Here is an 18057-nt window from a genome sequence, read left to right as displayed (position 1 = left end):
TTACTTGTGCATGAATATCCTTAAAGTTCGGATTCGAATTTTATTAACACAATTATTACACTTGTGTTTTATTCTAATTTTACTTTTGATTTTCGAAGGTAAAAGTTCTTATGCCCAAAAAAATAATTCATACTTATTCGAGCACATTTCAGAATTAGACGGTCTTGGAAATAACAATGTATTATTTGTAAAACAAGACAGTAAAGGGTTTATTTGGGTTGGTACAGAAGGCGGTTTAAACAAATACGATGGACATAGGTTCAAACACTATAGACATGACCCTAAAGATAGTTTAAGTATTAGTGATAATTATGTCACCTCCTTATGTGAGCTTTCCCATAATAAGTATTTGGTTGGTACAATGAATGGATTAAATATTTTTAATCCAGAAAAGGGCACTTTTAAACCTTACAATTTAGAACCAACAGGATTTGACAATTACAATTGGGTAACCTGTATCGTGCCTTCAAAAAATGGTGGTGCTTGGATTGGATCAAGAAGTGGTTTGTATCGCTATCAGGATAACTACAATACAATTTCATGGTTAACTCATGAAAATAGAAAAGAATATATTTTCCAAACTGATGATTTGGAGTTACTTCACTACAAAAATGAAAATACCTTAGGTAAGCAATTAAATGACGATGCTATTTCTTCTGTTCTAGAGGACAAAAAGGGAAATGTTTGGATTGCCACAGATTTTGGTGGTGTTGCGAATGGTGCTCTGCATAAAATGGAACCGGGTCCATACTTTGATTATCCAGAAATCTCAAAAAAACTAAAATTTGATGAGGAAAAGAATGAGAACTCAATTGGAAAATTTCCTGCTTCATTATTTGAAGATAAGAATGGGAATATTTGGTTGGGAACATGGATGTTTGGCTTATACCGTATAAATCCAGAAACCTATGAAATAACTCGATTTCATGAAAAAACGAAGAATGCAGAGAGTCAAATGTGTAATAATATTTTTACGATGGTGGAGGATTCACATAAAAACATGTGGATTGCTACCTACAATAAAGGTTTGTATAGGTTAGATGCAAGCGAATTAAACTCTGATTCGCCATCCTTTATGAATTTCAAAGTGAATCATTCTAGATTAAATAGTATTACGAGTAATCATTTAAGAAATCTATATTTCGATGAGGCTGGTGTTTTGTGGATATCAACTTTAGGAAGTGGCATTAACAAAATGACAGAGGAAAGTACTTTTTCTTTCTTAAAAGCAGATGAAAGCAACGAAAAATCACTTCCTAATGATGATATAACTGGTCTGTATCTAGAAGATGACAATTTCATTTGGTTGGGGTTTCACGAAGGATCATTTTCAAAATACAACATCAAAACAGAAAAAGTTAACAATTACAAGTTGATGGATGAAGATAGTGAGATTCGCTGTTTAATCCGATTAAATAAGGACGAAATTCTTTTGGGTATTTACGAAGGAGGATTACACTTGTTTAATGAACGAAGTAAAATAATAAAGAATGTTATAAAGGATTATTCTGCTGCTGATTCGCTTCAAAAGAAGTCTTTTGAGTGTTTCAAAAGACTAAATGATAGCATCATTTTGTGCGGGATGTCGAGTATGACGGGATTAATAGAATTCAATACCAATACGAAGAAATTTATCCAAATAGGGAATCATAAATTTGTAAATGATATTGTTCTGGATTCAAACGAGAATATTTGGGTATTTAGTTCTTGGGAGGATATTAATGTGCTTGATCGATCTTATAAAATAATTAAATCAATACCAAGAATTAAGAATTACAATATTTTTCATTCAGGTGCCATGGATATAAAAGGGAACACATGGCTTGCGTCCAAATTCGGACTTAGAATTATCGATTCAACATCTGTAATGAAATCCTTTGACTATGATGAAAGTTTGAGTCATGGAGAAATTAACGGTGTAATTAAAGGAACAAATAATTGCATGTGGGTATTTGGAATTAGTGGAATAGCCAAAGTAGATCCAAATAAAAGAACTGTTCTTAGATTAGATGGAACTAGAGGATTGGTTTTTAAAAAAGCCGTAAAATCACCAAAAGGGGAAATTTATTTCGCTACCAATGGAGGTTTGGTTTCCTTTCATCCAGATAGTCTTGCTTCGAAAACAGTAGTGCCTAAAGTTGCTATTACGCGATTTGATATTTTTAACAAAGAAATTAATGTTGGTGATACCCTTTACGGAAGACAAATTCTAAGTACAGATATTTCTTATGCCGATCATATTGAACTCACCCACAAATCGAATGTATTGTCTTTTGAATTTTCGTGTTTGGATTACTCAGCAACACATAAAAATCAATATGAATATGTATTAGAAGGCATCGATAAGGAATGGGTGCATCAGGATGGAAACAGAAATTTTGCAAGTTATGCAGGCTTACCACATGGGGAGTATACGTTTAGAGTGCGGGCAGCAAATAGTATTGGTGTTTGGAATGAAAAAGGAGTCAGTTTAACGATAGAAATTTTGCCTCCTTGGTGGGCAACATTGTGGTTTAAGCTCTTCATTTTTATTATTCTGATTGTTATTATTTGGATGATTGTATACTACAAACAGATGAATCTAAAACGAGCTAATCTTCGTTTGGAAAAAACGGTTGCAATAAAAACAGAAGAATTGCTTTCAACGAATGAACAATTAAGAGATTTACTTCAATCTAAGGATCGATTTTTCTCCATTCTTGCTCATGATTTAAGAAACCCTTTTGGCACGATTGAACAGCTTTTAACAATCTTGTATGATGATTATAAGGATTACAGTGAAGAAGAACGAAAAGGGCTTTTAGGAGATTTAAAACAGCTTTCTAGCAATACCTACATTATTCTTGAGAATTTATTGATTTGGGGACGCAGGGAAAATGATCAGCTAAATGAATCTAAAATCAAAAACATGAATTTGAAGGAGCAAGTTGGATTGGTAATAAATCAATTTAAAAAGCATCCTAAGAAAATCAAATTATTGGTTGGTGAGATCCCTAATGTTACTGTTCTGGCTGATTATTCGTTGCTTGATTTCATTCTTCGAAATTTAATTCAGAATGCGATAAAATTTAGTGCTGCTAATGGGAAAATTGAAATTTTTACCAAGACTGATGAGGATAAAGTATGGGTGATGATTAAAGATCATGGTGTTGGCATGAATAAGAGTCAAATTGAATCGTTACTCGTGGATAATATGATTGAATCTCAGAGTGGAACCATGGGAGAAAAGGGAACAGGCTTAGGTATTTTTAATTGTCGTGATTTTATTACTAAAATGAATGGTGAGTTTAATGTGTTAAGTGAAGAAGGAAAGGGCAGTACATTTATGTTTTCATTACCATTGGCAAAATAACGATAAGATCATTTTAAAAAATTTTAGGCTCAGTGAATAATCACTGAGCTTTCTTATGCCTCATAAGCTGATGTATTATGAGGATATCTTTCTCAACAAATAGTTGATTCATTCTATCTAATGATAAGTCATATATAGAACTTCTGCTTCAGAATTTTCCGAAAAAAATTCTATAATTCACGTTTAAAATTTCTTCAATTAATTTACCGGAACTGGTTTTTTCGTTGATTAACTAATTTTTTAGTTGCAGTGACGAAATAATTAGTTATATTTGTTTTGTCAACATTATTCATGGTATATAAAAAGGCAAAGTGATGATAACAAAACGATTAACAAAACGAGAAGAAGATGTAATGAAAATATTGTGGGAAGCGGGAAAAGGGTTTGTTAAAGATTTAATGACACAACATCCTGAACCTAAACCTCATTACAATACTTTTAGTACAATTATTCGAGGCTTAGAAGAGAAAGGGTATGTGGCACACAATTCATATGGCAATACTCATGAATATTATCCTGTGATCACTAAAGAAGTATACCGAAAACTATTTATAAAAAATGTTGTTTATGATTATTTTGGTTCTTCATATAAAAATGTGGTCTCTTTTTTCTTAAACGAAGAGAAATTAGATGTTGATGACCTTAAGGAACTTATTGATTTGATCGAAAAGAAAAATGATAAAAAGTAAATTATGGTAGTAGAATTTCTAGAGTTTCTGATAAAAAGTGGAAGTATTTTAGCGATTTCAGTGCTTGTATATGTACTTGTATTATCAAACGATGTTTTTTTTAAATTAAATAGGCTGTGGCTGATTGGTAGCCTTATTTTACCATGGATAGTGCCATTACTTGCCATGCCTTTGTGGATGAAAAAGATGTTATTCGCTAATGAAGGTGGAATTGTCCCCATACATACGTTTGTTTTGGGAAATGAAATGAATCCTGTACCAGTTTCGATGATGAATCATTTTTCTTTTTCATTTGAGTTTTTTTGTATTTTGCTGTATGGTCTAATAAGCCTTGTATTATTAATTCGGCTTGCATATGGCTATGCATCTATTATGAGTCTAAAAAAGAAAGTAGAATGTAAATCCTACAAAGGTTTTTCATTGGCTATTTTACCAGATTCGAAAATGGGAGCCTTCTCTTTTTTCAGAACGATCTTTATTCCTGAGGAGTTGAAAAAAAGGGAAGACAGTACGCTTATTTTAGAGCACGAAAAAGCTCATTGCGCCGGATGGCACTCTATTGATTTGATGTTAATAGAATGCTTATTAATTTTCCAATGGTGGAATCCTTTTGCTTGGTGGGCGCGAAAATTAATTGCCCAAAATCATGAATTTTGTGTTGACAACGCGGTGATAAAGCAAATTGAACAACCAAAGGATTATCAATATTTATTAGTCAATTTGTTATCTAACCAAAAACAAAATCAGTTAGTTAATAATTTTAATAAAAGTCTTACTAAAAAACGGATTATTATGATGAATAAATCAGATAAAAATAGAATAATTGATCGATTAAAGGGATTGCTTGTATTGCCAATATTGGCGTTTAGCCTGTTGGCTTTTACAAATCCTAATAAAGCGGTAGATGTAAAGTTGGAAAAGAAGTCTGAGAAGACAATATCTAACTCTTTGGATTTACAAAAGTTTATTGCCAGATCGGTTAAGTATCCTTTGGTAGCTCGTAACAACAATGTAGAAGCAGATATAATTGCTAGGACTACAGTTGACAAAAATGGGAATGTAAAAGGTGTAAAAATTGTGCAGCAAAGAGGAGAAAATATAGTGAAAATTGATGAGGTAGTAATTGTTGCCAAAAAAGATTCTAAGAATACTCAGAATAATGTCCAGGAAGGTCGCAAGAGTCTCGAAAAAGAGACCAAACGCATTCTTAAATCTTTACCACGTATTACTGATAAAAATTGGATGGGGAAGGAGCTTGAGTTTAAGCTTAAATTTAAACTGCAATAGGTCTACTTCTTTATTCAAAATCTGTAAAAGGAAAGAAATCTATTTTATAGATAAAGTGTAAAATTAGAAGCATAAAAAAAGCAGCCATTTGGCTGCTTTTTGTCTATTATATTGTCATAATATCTTTCTCTTTTTCAACAAGTAGTTGATCAATTTTTCTACCAAAATTATCAGTCATAGATTGAACTTCTGCTTCAGCATCTTTCTCAGCATCTTCAGATAAACCTTCCTTAATTAATTTCTTAAGCTCAACGATTGTATCACGACGTGCATTTCGAACACTTACCTTAGCATTCTCACACTCCGCCTTAGCTTGTTTTGCTAAATCGCTACGACGTTCTTCAGTTAGAGCTGGAATATTAATACGAATAATCTCACCATTATTATCTGGGTTCAAACCCAAATTAGAGTTCATAATAGCCTTTTCGATAGGAACGATCATAGCTCTTTCCCATGGCTGAACTGCTAGTGTTCTAGGATCTGGAACACTCACATTGGCAACTTGTGTCAATGGAACCATACTTCCATAATAATCAACAGACACGCCTGCGATCATATTTACGTTCGCTTTTCCTGCACGAACTTTCACTAATTCTGCATCAAGATGCACGATTGCTGCATCCATCTTTTCCTTTGCATCCTCTAGATACATTTGAACTTCTTCATTCATAGGAGAAAGAGTTTAATTTGTTTTATTGATCAATGTATAGTGTACAAAAATAACAAAAATCTGTAATCAATTAAAGATAGTTTTTTTTTTATTTAAACTAAAATGATCAAGCACATAAAGAGATGAAGAACGATTAGTTGTGTACTAATGTTCCAATGTTTTTACCTTCAATTACTTGTTTCAAGTTACCTTTGGTATCCATATCAAAAACGACGATTGGTAAATTATTCTCTTTACACATAGTCGTGGCCGTTAAATCCATAACACGCAAGTCTTTGTGATAAATTTCATCGAAACTGATTTTATCATACTTTTTCGCAGTAGGATCTTTTTCAGGATCAGCTGTATACACGCCGTCAACACGTGTCCCCTTCAACATCACATCAGCCTCAATTTCAATACCACGTAAAGACGAACCTGTATCCGTTGTAAAATATGGATTTCCTGTCCCTGCAGAGAAGATTGCCACATATCCGTCAGATAGATAGTCAACCGCCTTTTGCTTTGAATAGAACTCTCCTATTGGCTCCATACGTATTGCAGTAAGTACTCTGGACTTACAACCAATAGCTTCAAGTGCTGAGTTTAGTGCTAAACTATTTATTACAGTAGCAAGCATTCCCATTGAGTCCCCCTTAACACGATCAAAACCTTTAGAAGCACCACTTAGTCCACGGAAAATATTTCCTCCGCCAATCACAATACCAACTTGAACCCCTTGGGCTACAATTTCTTTAATCTGCTCTGCATAGTCATTTAATCTTTGAGAATCGATACCGTATTGTTGCTCTCCCATTAGCGACTCTCCGCTAAGTTTTAGTAAGACACGTTTATATTTAACCATTATTTCAATTTTTTAATACCCAAAGGTGAGAAAATTCTACGATAAGATAAAAAAAAAGAGTCCCTAAAAGGAACTCTTTTTATATGTAATAATAATTGTATTAAGCATTCAAAGTGAAACGCATCATTGAAGTTGCTGTTAAGTCTTTATCAGCACTTGCTAAATATTGCTTAACGCTCATTTTGTTATCTTTTACAAAATCTTGGTTCAATAAAGTAGTCTCTTTGAAGAATTTACCTAAGCGACCTTGAGCAATTTTGTCAAGCATAGCTTCTGGCTTACCTTCAAGGCGAGCTTTCTCTTTACCAATCTCCAATTCTTTTGCAATAACATCTTCTGCAACACCATCTTTATCGACAGCAATAGGAGCCATAGCTGCTGCTTGCATAGCAACATCACGACCCATTTGTATATCAACCTCTTTGTTGAAACCAATTAGCGTAGCTAATTTGTTTCCAGCGTGGATATATGCAACTGCAGCTTCTGCTTCAATTTTACCGAAATAACTTAAATCGATTTTTTCACCGATTACACCAGTTTGTTCAGTAACGTGCTCTTCAATTTTTCTTCCTTCTAGATCCATAGCTTTCAAAGCTTCAAGATCAGCTGGATTGTTTGCGATAGCTACGTCAAGGATTTTACCTGCAAATGCAACAAAACTATCGTTCTTAGCAACGAAGTCTGTTTCACAATTTAGGCTAATCATTGCACCTAGTTTTCCGTTTTCAGAAACTTTTGCTAAAACAACACCTTCAGTAGCTTCTCTGTCAGCACGTTTGTTAGCAATAGCCATTCCTTTTTTACGGATTATCTCAACAGCTTTGTCAAAGTCACCTTCGGCTTCAACAAGAGCATTTTTACAATCCATCATTCCTGCGCCCATTGCTTTACGCAATTTGGCTACATCTGCTGCTTTTATAGACATCTCAATAGAAATTTTAAAGTTAATTATTACTCCTTATCTTTTTTTACTTCTTCAGTAGCTGGTGCTGCTGGAGCTGCTTCAGCCTTAGCCTCAACTGCTTCAGGCTTAGCTTCTACTGCTGCTGCTTTTGGTGCTGCTGCTTTAGGAGCTTCTTCCTTTTTAGCTTTTTTAGCCTTAGCTGATTTCTTATCAGCTGCTTCTTTTTCTTTCTCGTTCTTTCTTTCAGATAAACCTTCCTGAATTGCTCCGGTAACTTTGTCTAAAATAATAGAGATTGAATTAGAAGCATCGTCATTAGCTGGAATAACAAATTCCACACCTTCCGGGCTTGAATTTGTATCTACCATAGCAAATACAGGAATTCCCAAACGGTTAGCTTCTTTAACAGCGATATATTCTTTCATTACGTCAACTACAAACAAAGCTGCTGGCAATCTGGTCAGATCAGCAATGCTACCTAAGTTTTTCTCTAACTTAGCTCTCTGACGAGATACTTGTAGTCTTTCTCTTTTTGAAAGGTGGTTCAAAGTACCATCAGCGTCCATTTTGTCAATAGTTGACATCTTTTTCACTGCCTTTCTGATAGTAGGGAAGTTTGTTAACATTCCACCTGGCCAACGCTCAGTTACATATGGCATGTTAACGTTGTTTACTTTTTCAGAAACAATACCTTTAGCTTGTTTCTTAGTAGCAACGAATAAAATCTTTCTTCCTGATTTTGCAATTTGTTTCAATGCTGCAGCAGCATCGTCTACTTTAACGGCGGTTTTGTGCAAGTCGATAATGTGAATACCGTTACGTTCCATAAAAATATACGGAGCCATTTTTGGATTCCATTTTCTGGTCAAGTGACCAAAGTGACAACCTGCTTCTAATAATTCTTCAAATGTAGTATTAGACATTTTGTTTTTTTTAAAATTGTTTACATTCATCTTAATGGCAATTGCTAGGTAGTCCTATAGTTGAAAACTGATAGAAGTCTTAACAATTTTGATACTAAACCTGCCACAAAAATATTAACGCTTGCTAAATTGAAATTTCTTACGAGCTTTTGGTTGACCTGGTTTCTTACGCTCAACCTCACGAGGATCACGTGTCATGAATCCAGCTACTCTTAAAGCTGATTTAGATTCAGCATCGATTTTAACTAGAGCTCTAGAGATAGCCAAACGAAGTGCTTCTGCTTGACCTGTAACTCCACCTCCATCAAGGTTAACCTTGATATCATACTTATCAGCAACCTCAAGAAGGTTTAATGGCTGTAGTACAACATACTGAAGAGTCCCGGTAGTAAAGTACTCTTTAAGCTCTTTTTTATTGATGGTAATCTGACCTTTACCTTCGCTAACGTATACACGAGCAACTGCTGCTTTTCTACGTCCAATAGCATTAATAACTTCCATACCTATTATTTAATAGTGTTTAAATCTAATTTCTTAGGCTGCTGAGCTTCGTGCTTGTGCTCAGGACCTACATAAACGTTAAGGTTTCTGTAAAGTTGACTACCTAAACGATTCTTAGGAAGCATACCTTTAACAGCCATCTCAACCACTCTCTCTGGGTGTTTAGCAAGAACAATCTCCGGATTTGCAAAACGCTGTCCCCCTGGGTATCCAGTGTAACGAACATACTGCTTATCAGTCATTTTCTTACCTGTCAAACGGATTTTCTCAGCATTGATAATAATCACGTTATCTCCACAATCAACATGAGGAGTGTAGTTTGGCTTCAACTTACCTCTTAGTAACAATGCTACCTTAGAAGCAAGACGTCCCAACACTTCGTTTTCTGCATCAATAACAACCCACTCTTTAGAAACGGTTGCTTTATTGGCAGAAACTGTTTTGTAACTTAATGTATCCACTTTATAAAGTTTTAATAATTAATACTTCAATACAATTATTCAATTTGGCCTGCAAAAGTATCTGTTTCCAATAAATACACCAATTTTTCAACAATTTATTTATGAATAACTTAAACCCTGTGTGGATAATCGGGGTAAAGTGGAGTAGGTAAAGTCAGTCAAAAAATCAAATTGATATATTTCCCAATAATGAATCCTTTACTTGCTAAGGGTAGTAGAATCAAGTTGTTGGGGTAGGGAGTCCTCACATGTAAGCCCATCGTCACAATTTCTCTGCAAAAGTAGGAAATAAATTTATTTTAAAGCTCATTTTCAATCATTTTTTTACAAAGATTTCTATTTGGATGATTTGATATGCAGTTAGTAAGGATTGTTTACATTTGTTTATACTAAATTATGATTGTTTTGAAGCAGCGTTTAAAAAGATCATTTTTCCAGCGAGATGTTAGGCTAGCTGCCGACCAGCTAATAGGGAAACTTATTGTAAGAAAATTTGAAAATGGAGAGATGGAGTCTTTTCGAATCACCGAAATTGAAATGTATGTCGGTGAAGAGGATTTGGCTTGTCATGCTGCTAAAGGAAGAACCAAACGAACCGAAGTAATGTATCTAAAAGGTGGTTTGGTGTATGTATACCTTATATATGGAATGTATTGGATGTTTAATATTGTTTGTGGACCAGAAGAAAATCCTCAGGCCATATTGGTTCGGGCAGTTGAAAATATTGATGGGCCGGGTAAGTTAGGACGAAAGTTAAGACTGGATAAAAGTTTTTATGGCGAAGACCTGGAGCAATCAGACAGAATATGGATTGAACATGATGGTAGACGATACAATTATACCAAACACGGCAGAATAAATATTGATTACGCTGGCGATACATGGAAAAATAAAGCTTACCGATATAGAATCAAGGATTAGTTCCACTTAAGATTTCTCAAAAAGAAATCTCCGTTTATTCTTAAATAGATTGATGTGGCAAAATTTTCAACAGACTTGGCTAGGTCATAGTAAACATCTAATTTGCCACCGATGTGGATTCCTTTGGCTACTTTATGCTCGTAATAATAGTTAAGGGTAGCTAGTTCTTTTCTTGTTTCTGCGTAGTTTTCACTTGAGATTACTTTTGTTGTAAATAATTCTGATCCTCTTGAAGAAGCAAATTTGTAGGCATTCCAATAGCCTAAACTAAGACGAGATTTTTTAGTGTGAATACTAAGCTGTGGATAGAAACCATGTCCTCTGTCGTAGGTAAATTCCTTCTGGGATGAATTATCAGAGAAATAGTATGCCATTGTTTTAAAGCTCCATGATTTTATTTTGGAGTTTTCAATTTTACGAACGAACTCCAAACCTGAGGCAAAATTCCCAATGGTTTGTACTGATCCGTCAGAGCTATCAATTTCACCACCACGATGAGCAAACATGATTTCCACTGGTACGGATAAGATATTATTAGCGGCATTTGAATTTAATTTCCAACGACCAGTTAAGCCGAAGGTGAATTTTTCCTGAAAAGGATCATTCTCAAGGATAAACTGTTCCCAGTTGATCCATGTGTCGAATTCTAATTTGCTTGATTTGTATTGTAGCTGAAAGCCGTTTTCGCCAGTATCAGTAAAATAACGTTCTGGTTCAAACATTGGTTCCGATAAATTGTGGTTGTTGTCTTGATTTAAGCTACCAAGAATAAAGTTTACTTTATCTGAAGCTTTGTAAATTGCTGAAAATATAGGTTCCGATTCTGTGAAATTTTCACGGCCAGAATATTTTTGTAGTCTAGCTCCTGCTTCAATTCTAAAATTTTTACTAGGGTAATAAACCAGCTTAGGTGTAGCCAAATATCCGACCCAAGTCGTTCCGTTTAAGTGTTCACCATTGTATTCATTGTTTTTTACAAAATTCAAATTCTCAAAACGAAAGAATAATTTACTACTGTCTTGAGGATTGAAATCCTTAAAGTGATTGAATGGACTTATTGTTTGAGCTGTTATCACTTGAAATGTGATCGTCAAGAGTAATATAAGAGTAGAGATTTTTTTCATTGTATTCTATTTAGGCCGCACAAAAGTAAAACAAATCAAATTTGTATTTTGTTAACAGTTCCTAAAAATATGAAATGTTGTATAAACAATTGATTGAATTGTGAATAAAATAAAAGGTTTCTTCCCGTTTAGAGAAGAAACCTTAACTTTTTTGAATGCTTTGGTTACAGATTGATGAAAAAGACTAAATACTTTCTAAACCAAATTTAGCCAAAGCCTGCATTCAAATTATACTAAACAAATAGTATGAGGTAATATTTAGATAAAAACAGTTACACTGTTTTGTATTTGGTATCTGGCAATACTAACGCTAAAATAAAATAAGCAAGAAGCATTAGTGGATTAAATAAAGTGAGAATTAACCATGCTGCACGAATAATTATTGGGTCGAGTTCAGGATTAATGTATTGAGAAATACCTCCGCACACTCCTGCTATTTTCTTCTCCTCAGATTTTACTAAGCGTTTCATATTTCTTCTTTTTAGTTATTTTTTCAATTAATTTTCATCTTCGTCATCATCAAAAGTAAAGTGTGATAAGGTTTTTAACTCATCAACTTTAAAATCACCGAAAAAGGATACTAATGATGTTCTGTTTTCGTTGTGATGCAATACGTGGAATTCGCTAAACTTCTTTTTGCCATTGGCTTTGGCGTAAAAATGAACATCGTCGGAATTGTCATCATCGTCGCGGTCTGTTAGTACTTCTTTGTAAGAGTTCCCTTTTGTTAATTGCGATGATACAATGTTTTTAAATTTTGTTTCTGTTCCTGTCACGTGTTTGTATGATAGGAATTTAATGTTTTTACAGTCTCCTGTGATGTTTTTTTCTAATTCATCTTCATCTACGTCAAAATCTAAATTTTTAAGAAAACTACCAGCAAAACTAAAGCTGTTAAATCCGTCAATGTTAGAATATTTAGCATGTAAACTTTCGCCTTTTGTTTGTGCTTGAAGCAAAAATGGTAATGCAATTACCGCTATAATAAGAACTATTTTTTTCATGATTAATTATTTTAAGATTCTTGCACACACCGACAAGTTGTGTATTGAAAAAGGAGCCAGTGCAATGCAAGAACGTTATTGATTTTAATTTTCAAGTAAGCTTAATCCATCTTTTTCCATGATCCACTTAAGGTCTAACATATCGTAATCCCATGTATCTGATGTGTTTTCGATGTCATGAATAATTTTACCCATAGAATCATCTAGGTAAATTACCTTTCCTTCTGGTACTTTAATCGTAATGTGAAGTTTCTGATTTCTCCACTTAGATTCAAGAGGAAGCGTAAAGAATTGATTGAATGTAATCAGGGAATCATTTTGAGTCCATTTGTATTCAATATGTTCTGCATTATCTATTGCTCTATCGGGTGATTTGCCTCTTGATTTTTTTCGAAGCTTAATCTCAAATTTATTAGTGTGGCTTTTCTCGATGTCTAAAGTTGGTTTCCCAATCATTATTTCATGATCATTTTTTGTAATAACCTTAATTTGATCGAGGCTAAGATGGCCGTCGTGATAGTCAAAGTCCACATTATCTGTCGATTTAAGATAGAGCGTATCGTTAGCAAAAGTTTTTACTTCATGATTCTCTGAATGACGAGTGCTGCTATGCATATATCCCTTTACTTGAGAAAAACTTAAGCTGATAACAAGGATGATTCCAAGTAACCACGCAGCAAGTGCCGAAAAGCCTATTATTTTATTGTTGGTTTTAAAATTGAATAGAAGTTTTAAGCCCGCAAAAATTAGAAGCAAAAGCGGAATTCCAATGATAATTATAATTCCAATCGTGAATAGTGTAATGCTTGTTCCGTCAAGAAATAGATGAGGGAATGATGATCCAGGGAAATCAAAATCTGAGAATGGACCAAAAAAGCTATTGGCAAAAATCATTGAACCAATAAAGCTAAGAAGTGTTACAAATCCAGCAAATACAAATCCTATACCCAATAGTATAATTACGACTTTAAGAATGAGCCGTAATGCTGTTCCAAGAAAATCAATTACTCGATCAAAGCCGTCACGAACATGAGGTTCATTTTTGTCACGAATTTTTTCAAAACTTTCTTTTTCACTTCTTCATATTCGTCCTTTATCGATTTTTCAATATTGGATATATTCACCCGCTCACCCTTCATTTCAAGCTTTTGAGCCGTTGTTGTTGCTTTAGGAACTACGATCCAAAGGATGATATATAGTAGAAAAGAGAACCCATAACCGAAGAAAAACAACAGTACAAATATCAATCGAATTACAACAACATCGATTCCGAAGTAAGCCGAAATTCCACTAGCAACACCACCAAATACCCGGTGATCCGGATCTCTGTATAGCCTGCGTTTTCTTTTGCCATTAGATGTAGGTGCTGATTCAGTATTTTCGTCTTCTCTTTCAGCATTTTCTTCATCGGTAGCAAAAATCTCTTCAGGTTTTCCCATAATGGTGATTGTTTCTTCAACCATTTCGGTGTTCACTACCTGATCTTTTGAGCTCAATTTTTCATTGAAAATTTCAGAAATACGAGCTTCAATATCTACTATGATCTCACGACCTTCTTCACTAGCACCATAATGAGCATTTATACTTCTCAAATAGACCTGGAGTTTTTCGTATGCATCTTCGTCAATATGAAAGATGCTACCACTTATATTTATTGTGAATGTCTTTTTCATTTGTATATCGGTTTAAGGGTCTTACTTATTGATTGTACTTACGGCATCAACTAATTCTTGCCAGGAATGATTTAATTCTCCAAGAAATTCTTTTCCTAAGTCTGCAATGGTATAGTATTTACGAGGCGGTCCTTGAGTCGATTCTTCCCAGCGATAACTGAGTAATTCGGCATTTTTTAAGCGGGTCAGCAAAGGATAAAGTGTTCCTTCCACAACAATCATTTTTGCTTCTTTTAGCTTCTTAATAATATCTGAAGCATAAGCATCATTATTAGAAAGTATGGAAAGAATACAATATTCCAACACTCCTTTTCGCATCTGGGCTTTCGTATTTTCTATCTTCATTTGGAATATTTTTTAAATTCTTGTTTTTGTATTTCCCGGATGATTCCAAAAGCTTTTTCTCTTCTTAAGGATTCTTTTTGGTTCCTTAATAATATCAGTTGTGTCTGCTTTAATTTGCTTAGGGATTTCTGATTTTTGTTTTGTTGTACATAGGCTATCATTTTTTCCGGTAATAATATCTTTGCATAGCTGTATGTTTTCTTTAAATAAGAACAAACTAGAGCTGATGTAACTTTTTTCTCTCTCTGAATTCAAATCTAGTCTTGGCATTTCAGAGTTCCCACCATAAATTGTTTCTGTTGCAATCTTCATAATTGGAGAAAGAACTTTTATTTGCTTCGTGGCAATGGATGCGAATTGAGCATTAACTTCTGTCGAACAGGAGAATAAAACAATTATAATTATACTGAGCTTCCAAAGTGAACAACTATTTGTTTTCATGATTGGGTGTTTTTTTTATTTCAATAATACTATTGCATACACGCAAGCTTGTTATACAAATATACGTACAAAAAAAGGTAATATGCAAAGCATAGTACTGTAAATATTCACACATGCGCATTAACTGACTGAAAATCAATGATAAAAATTTCAAATAATTTTATATTACTTTTGATCTTTGTTAGAAATTCATGATTTTTTGTAAAAATAAATCCTAATGGCAAGAGTGTTGCAGGTAAGAAGTAGGTGTATTGGATGTGCTTATTGTGTAGAAATAGCTCCTGAGTTTTGGAGTATGAATAGTGAAGATGGGCGTTGTGATTTAATTGGGGCAGAAATTCGAAACGGAACTTTTGTGTTGGAAATTTTCGAGGATGAGATTGCTAAAAATGAAAAATCTGCAGAAATATGTCCAAGTAATTGTATTCGTGTTGAGTTATAAGTTGCTTAATTATCAATAGAGTAAAATTTCACTTCATTTGTTTTAAAATAAAAAGAGCGACAACCATTTGGATTATCGCTCTTTTCTATAAATTGGTAATGTGATCTGTTTGCAATCACATTAGTAGTCTTTACTATGCTTTACCAGCTCTTTTACGATCCGTTTCTTTCAACATGACTTTTCTTAAGCGAATGTTATTAGGTGTTACCTCAACATACTCATCACTTTGAATATACTCCAAAGCTTCCTCAAGAGAGTGAATAATTGGAGGAGCTAATCTTACCTTATCATCAGTACCTGAAGTACGCATGTTAGTTAATTTTTTGGTCTTAGTTACATTTAGTACCAAGTCTCCAGCACGGTTATTTTCACCAATAACCTGTCCTTCGTAAATTTCAGTTGTTGGAGCAACAAAGAAGGTTCCTCTATCCTGAAGTTTATTTAATGCATAAGCAAAAGTAAGACCAGTTTCCATAGCAATTAATGAACCGTTAATACGTCCAGGAATATCTCCTTTATGTGGCATGTATTCGTGGAAACGATGTGACATCACAGCTTCACCAGCAGTAGCGGTCAAGATCTGGTTTCTTAATCCAATAATACCACGTGATGGAATTTGGAATTCAAGATGAATACGGTCATTCTTACGTTCCATAGTCAACATCTCACCTTTACGCTGAGTTACCAACTCAATGGCTTTACCTGATACTTCTTCCGGAAGATCGATGAATAGAAGTTCGATAGGCTCGCATTTCTCACCACCAATGTTTTTGATAATAACCTGAGGTTGACCAACCTGTAATTCGTAACCTTCACGACGCATGGTTTCAATCAATACAGACAAGTGAAGTACACCACGTCCGAATACGTTATAAGAATCAGCTGAATCAGTAGCCTCAACTCTAAGAGCAAGGTTTTTCTCCAATTCTTTATTTAATCGATCTATTAAGTGACGAGAAGTTACATATTTACCATCCTGTCCGTAAAAAGGAGAGTTATTAATCGTAAATAACATACTCATTGTTGGTTCATCAATTGCGATAGGATCTAGTGCTTCTGGTTCCTCAAGATCACAAATTGAATCTCCAATATCAAAACCTTCGATACCTACTAAGGCACAAAGTTCACCTGAAGATACAGACTGTACTCTTTCTTTACCAAGACCTGTAAAGACATGTAGTTCTTTAATTCGTTGTTTTTTGATACTACCATCAGGCTTAACCAAATTCACATCCATACCTTCTCTTAGTTCGCCACGGTGAACACGACCTACAGCAATACGACCAACATATGCGGAGAAATCTAAGGATGTGATCAACATTTGAGGTGTTCCTTCCAGCATTTTTGGTTCAGGAATAAATTCGATTACCGCATCAAGAATAGCTGTGATATCTGTAGTTGGTTTTTGCCAGTCAGTTGACATCCAGCCTTGTTTAGCCGAACCATAAATAGTTGGGAAATCAAGTTGTTCTTCAGTCGCTTCAAGGTTAAACATCAAGTCAAACACTTGTTCTTGTACTTCTTCAGGACGACAATTAGGTTTGTCAACCTTATTGACAACAACAACAGGTTTAAGACCTAAATTCAATGCTTTTTGCAATACAAAACGCGTTTGAGGCATAGTTCCTTCAAAGGCATCTACTAGAAGAAGCACGCCATCAGCCATGTTTAACACACGCTCTACCTCACCACCAAAGTCGGAGTGACCAGGTGTGTCAATAATATTAATTTTAACACCTTTATATTCTAAAGAAACGTTTTTCGATAGAATTGTAATGCCTCTTTCACGCTCCAAATCGTTGTTGTCTAGAATTAACTCACCTGGAGTTTCATTCTTTCTGAAAATGTCGCTATGCATTATCATTTTATCAACCAATGTTGTTTTCCCATGGTCTACGTGGGCGATAATGGCAATGTTTCTTAGTTTTCTCATCTCGAATTTTTTATATTGGAGAATTTTTATCCTCTAAAAGCTTGTAATTGTGGATAAACTTACTCTTTCCTTATTCCTATGTTAATGTTGCTTGAGTTTGCATTGCTCCCCTCATATTGTTGAAATATGTTGTGAGTGAATCGATTGCGCTACTCAAAATGCGGCTGCAAAAGTACGCTTTATTTTTGTGAAATAGTCTTTTCAAGTGGATTAATTTTTTTTTTATAAAAAATGATCCTTTTTACCATTTTGATAATGTTAAATTAACAAGTGTTTTGACGTGAATGGCTTTCTTTGTGTCGGTATCAAAAATGAAACATTATTCTAATTTAGAATTAAAATAAGTAATAAGTGTTAGAAGTTTAAGAAACTTTATAATCCTTGTCAATTCTAGAGTGTCAATAATGAATTGTTTGTCAGAGTGTAAATCATATTTTCAAACTAAGTTTTTGGTTGGTTTTATCATTATGGATTTCAAAAGAATAATATTACCTTCCGTGTCCATTTTTTAATTGATTAAATTCGTTTGCACTGATTTTTATT

The 18057-nt window shown here is 34.2% G+C and carries 19 protein-coding genes; 5 read left to right on the top strand and 14 right to left on the bottom strand.

Annotated features, from left to right (window positions below):
- Positions 1 to 10: 10 nt before the first annotated feature.
- The 3 genes from L3049_RS11225 to L3049_RS11215 all read left to right on the top strand — a co-directional run bounded on the left by L3049_RS11225 (position 11) and on the right by L3049_RS11215 (position 5328).
- Positions 11 to 3352 (top strand): sensor histidine kinase, encoded by a 3342-nt coding sequence (locus tag L3049_RS11225; protein WP_275109900.1) that lies wholly within the window; start codon positions 11 to 13, stop codon positions 3350 to 3352.
- A 314-nt stretch (positions 3353 to 3666) separates the two neighbouring features.
- Complete coding sequence (locus L3049_RS11220) at positions 3667 to 4041, top strand: BlaI/MecI/CopY family transcriptional regulator (RefSeq protein WP_275109899.1); 375 nt, start codon at positions 3667 to 3669, stop codon at positions 4039 to 4041.
- Between the two features lie 3 nt (positions 4042 to 4044).
- Positions 4045 to 5328 (top strand): M56 family metallopeptidase, encoded by a 1284-nt coding sequence (locus L3049_RS11215; RefSeq protein ID WP_275109898.1) that lies wholly within the window; start codon positions 4045 to 4047, stop codon positions 5326 to 5328.
- Positions 5329 to 5434: 106 nt separating this feature from the next.
- Here L3049_RS11215 and frr read toward each other — a convergent pair whose 3' ends face one another.
- The 6 genes from frr to rplM form a co-directional block, all read right to left on the bottom strand.
- On the bottom strand, positions 5435 to 5998 hold the full coding sequence (frr, locus tag L3049_RS11210; RefSeq protein ID WP_275109897.1) for a ribosome recycling factor: 564 nt from the start codon (positions 5996 to 5998) through the stop codon (positions 5435 to 5437).
- 133 nt (positions 5999 to 6131) lie between these two features.
- Positions 6132 to 6842 (bottom strand): UMP kinase, encoded by a 711-nt coding sequence (gene pyrH / locus L3049_RS11205; protein WP_275109896.1) that lies wholly within the window; start codon positions 6840 to 6842, stop codon positions 6132 to 6134.
- A gap of 100 nt (positions 6843 to 6942) precedes the next feature.
- Positions 6943 to 7767, bottom strand: coding sequence for a translation elongation factor Ts (gene tsf / locus L3049_RS11200; protein WP_275109895.1), 825 nt, complete (start codon positions 7765 to 7767; stop codon positions 6943 to 6945).
- A gap of 26 nt (positions 7768 to 7793) precedes the next feature.
- Positions 7794 to 8669: a 30S ribosomal protein S2 gene (gene rpsB / locus L3049_RS11195; protein WP_275109894.1), complete on the bottom strand. Its 876-nt coding sequence runs from the start codon at positions 8667 to 8669 to the stop codon at positions 7794 to 7796.
- Positions 8670 to 8783: 114 nt separating this feature from the next.
- Positions 8784 to 9170 carry a 30S ribosomal protein S9 gene (rpsI, locus tag L3049_RS11190; protein ID WP_275109893.1) on the bottom strand — a complete coding sequence of 129 codons (387 nt, stop codon included), beginning with the start codon at positions 9168 to 9170 and terminating at the stop codon, positions 8784 to 8786.
- A gap of 5 nt (positions 9171 to 9175) precedes the next feature.
- Positions 9176 to 9631 (bottom strand): 50S ribosomal protein L13, encoded by a 456-nt coding sequence (rplM, locus tag L3049_RS11185; RefSeq protein ID WP_275109892.1) that lies wholly within the window; start codon positions 9629 to 9631, stop codon positions 9176 to 9178.
- Between the two features lie 396 nt (positions 9632 to 10027).
- On the opposite strand from rplM, the gene L3049_RS11180 reads away from it, so the two are divergent.
- Entirely contained in the window at positions 10028 to 10552 is a 525-nt protein-coding gene (locus tag L3049_RS11180; protein ID WP_275109891.1) for a DNA-3-methyladenine glycosylase, read from the top strand.
- Here L3049_RS11180 and L3049_RS11175 read toward each other — a convergent pair.
- From L3049_RS11175 to L3049_RS11145, 7 genes are all read right to left on the bottom strand, one after another.
- On the bottom strand, positions 10549 to 11676 hold the full coding sequence (locus tag L3049_RS11175; protein ID WP_275109890.1) for a hypothetical protein: 1128 nt from the start codon (positions 11674 to 11676) through the stop codon (positions 10549 to 10551). The two genes, L3049_RS11180 and L3049_RS11175, sit on opposite strands and share 4 nt — an antisense overlap.
- A 272-nt stretch (positions 11677 to 11948) precedes the next feature.
- Complete coding sequence (locus tag L3049_RS11170) at positions 11949 to 12146, bottom strand: PspC domain-containing protein (protein WP_275109889.1); 198 nt, start codon at positions 12144 to 12146, stop codon at positions 11949 to 11951.
- A gap of 27 nt (positions 12147 to 12173) precedes the next feature.
- Entirely contained in the window at positions 12174 to 12680 is a 507-nt protein-coding gene (locus L3049_RS11165; RefSeq protein WP_275109888.1) for a DUF4252 domain-containing protein, read from the bottom strand.
- An 84-nt stretch (positions 12681 to 12764) separates the two neighbouring features.
- Positions 12765 to 13655, bottom strand: coding sequence for a hypothetical protein (locus L3049_RS11160; protein WP_425440815.1), 891 nt, complete (start codon positions 13653 to 13655; stop codon positions 12765 to 12767).
- A gap of 29 nt (positions 13656 to 13684) precedes the next feature.
- Entirely contained in the window at positions 13685 to 14353 is a 669-nt protein-coding gene (locus L3049_RS11155) for a PspC domain-containing protein (protein WP_275109886.1), read from the bottom strand.
- 21 nt (positions 14354 to 14374) lie between these two features.
- The gene (locus tag L3049_RS11150) at positions 14375 to 14698 is read right to left on the bottom strand and encodes a PadR family transcriptional regulator (protein ID WP_275109885.1); all 324 of its coding nucleotides are present in this window, start codon (positions 14696 to 14698) and stop codon (positions 14375 to 14377) included.
- 12 nt (positions 14699 to 14710) lie between these two features.
- Complete coding sequence (locus L3049_RS11145) at positions 14711 to 15139, bottom strand: hypothetical protein (protein WP_275109884.1); 429 nt, start codon at positions 15137 to 15139, stop codon at positions 14711 to 14713.
- Positions 15140 to 15356: 217 nt separating this feature from the next.
- Here L3049_RS11145 and L3049_RS11140 point away from each other — a divergent pair, with 217 nt between their 5' ends.
- Complete coding sequence (locus L3049_RS11140) at positions 15357 to 15581, top strand: ferredoxin (protein ID WP_275109883.1); 225 nt, start codon at positions 15357 to 15359, stop codon at positions 15579 to 15581.
- Between the two features lie 133 nt (positions 15582 to 15714).
- On the opposite strand, the gene typA is transcribed toward L3049_RS11140, so the two are convergent.
- Complete coding sequence (gene typA / locus L3049_RS11135) at positions 15715 to 17514, bottom strand: translational GTPase TypA (protein WP_275109882.1); 1800 nt, start codon at positions 17512 to 17514, stop codon at positions 15715 to 15717.
- Positions 17515 to 18057: the final 543 nt, after the last annotated feature.

The sequence above is a fragment of the Labilibaculum sp. DW002 genome, assembly GCF_029029525.1.
GTDB lineage: Bacteria > Bacteroidota > Bacteroidia > Bacteroidales > Marinifilaceae > Paralabilibaculum > Paralabilibaculum antarcticum.
This window is presented reverse-complemented; position numbering and strand designations above follow the sequence as displayed.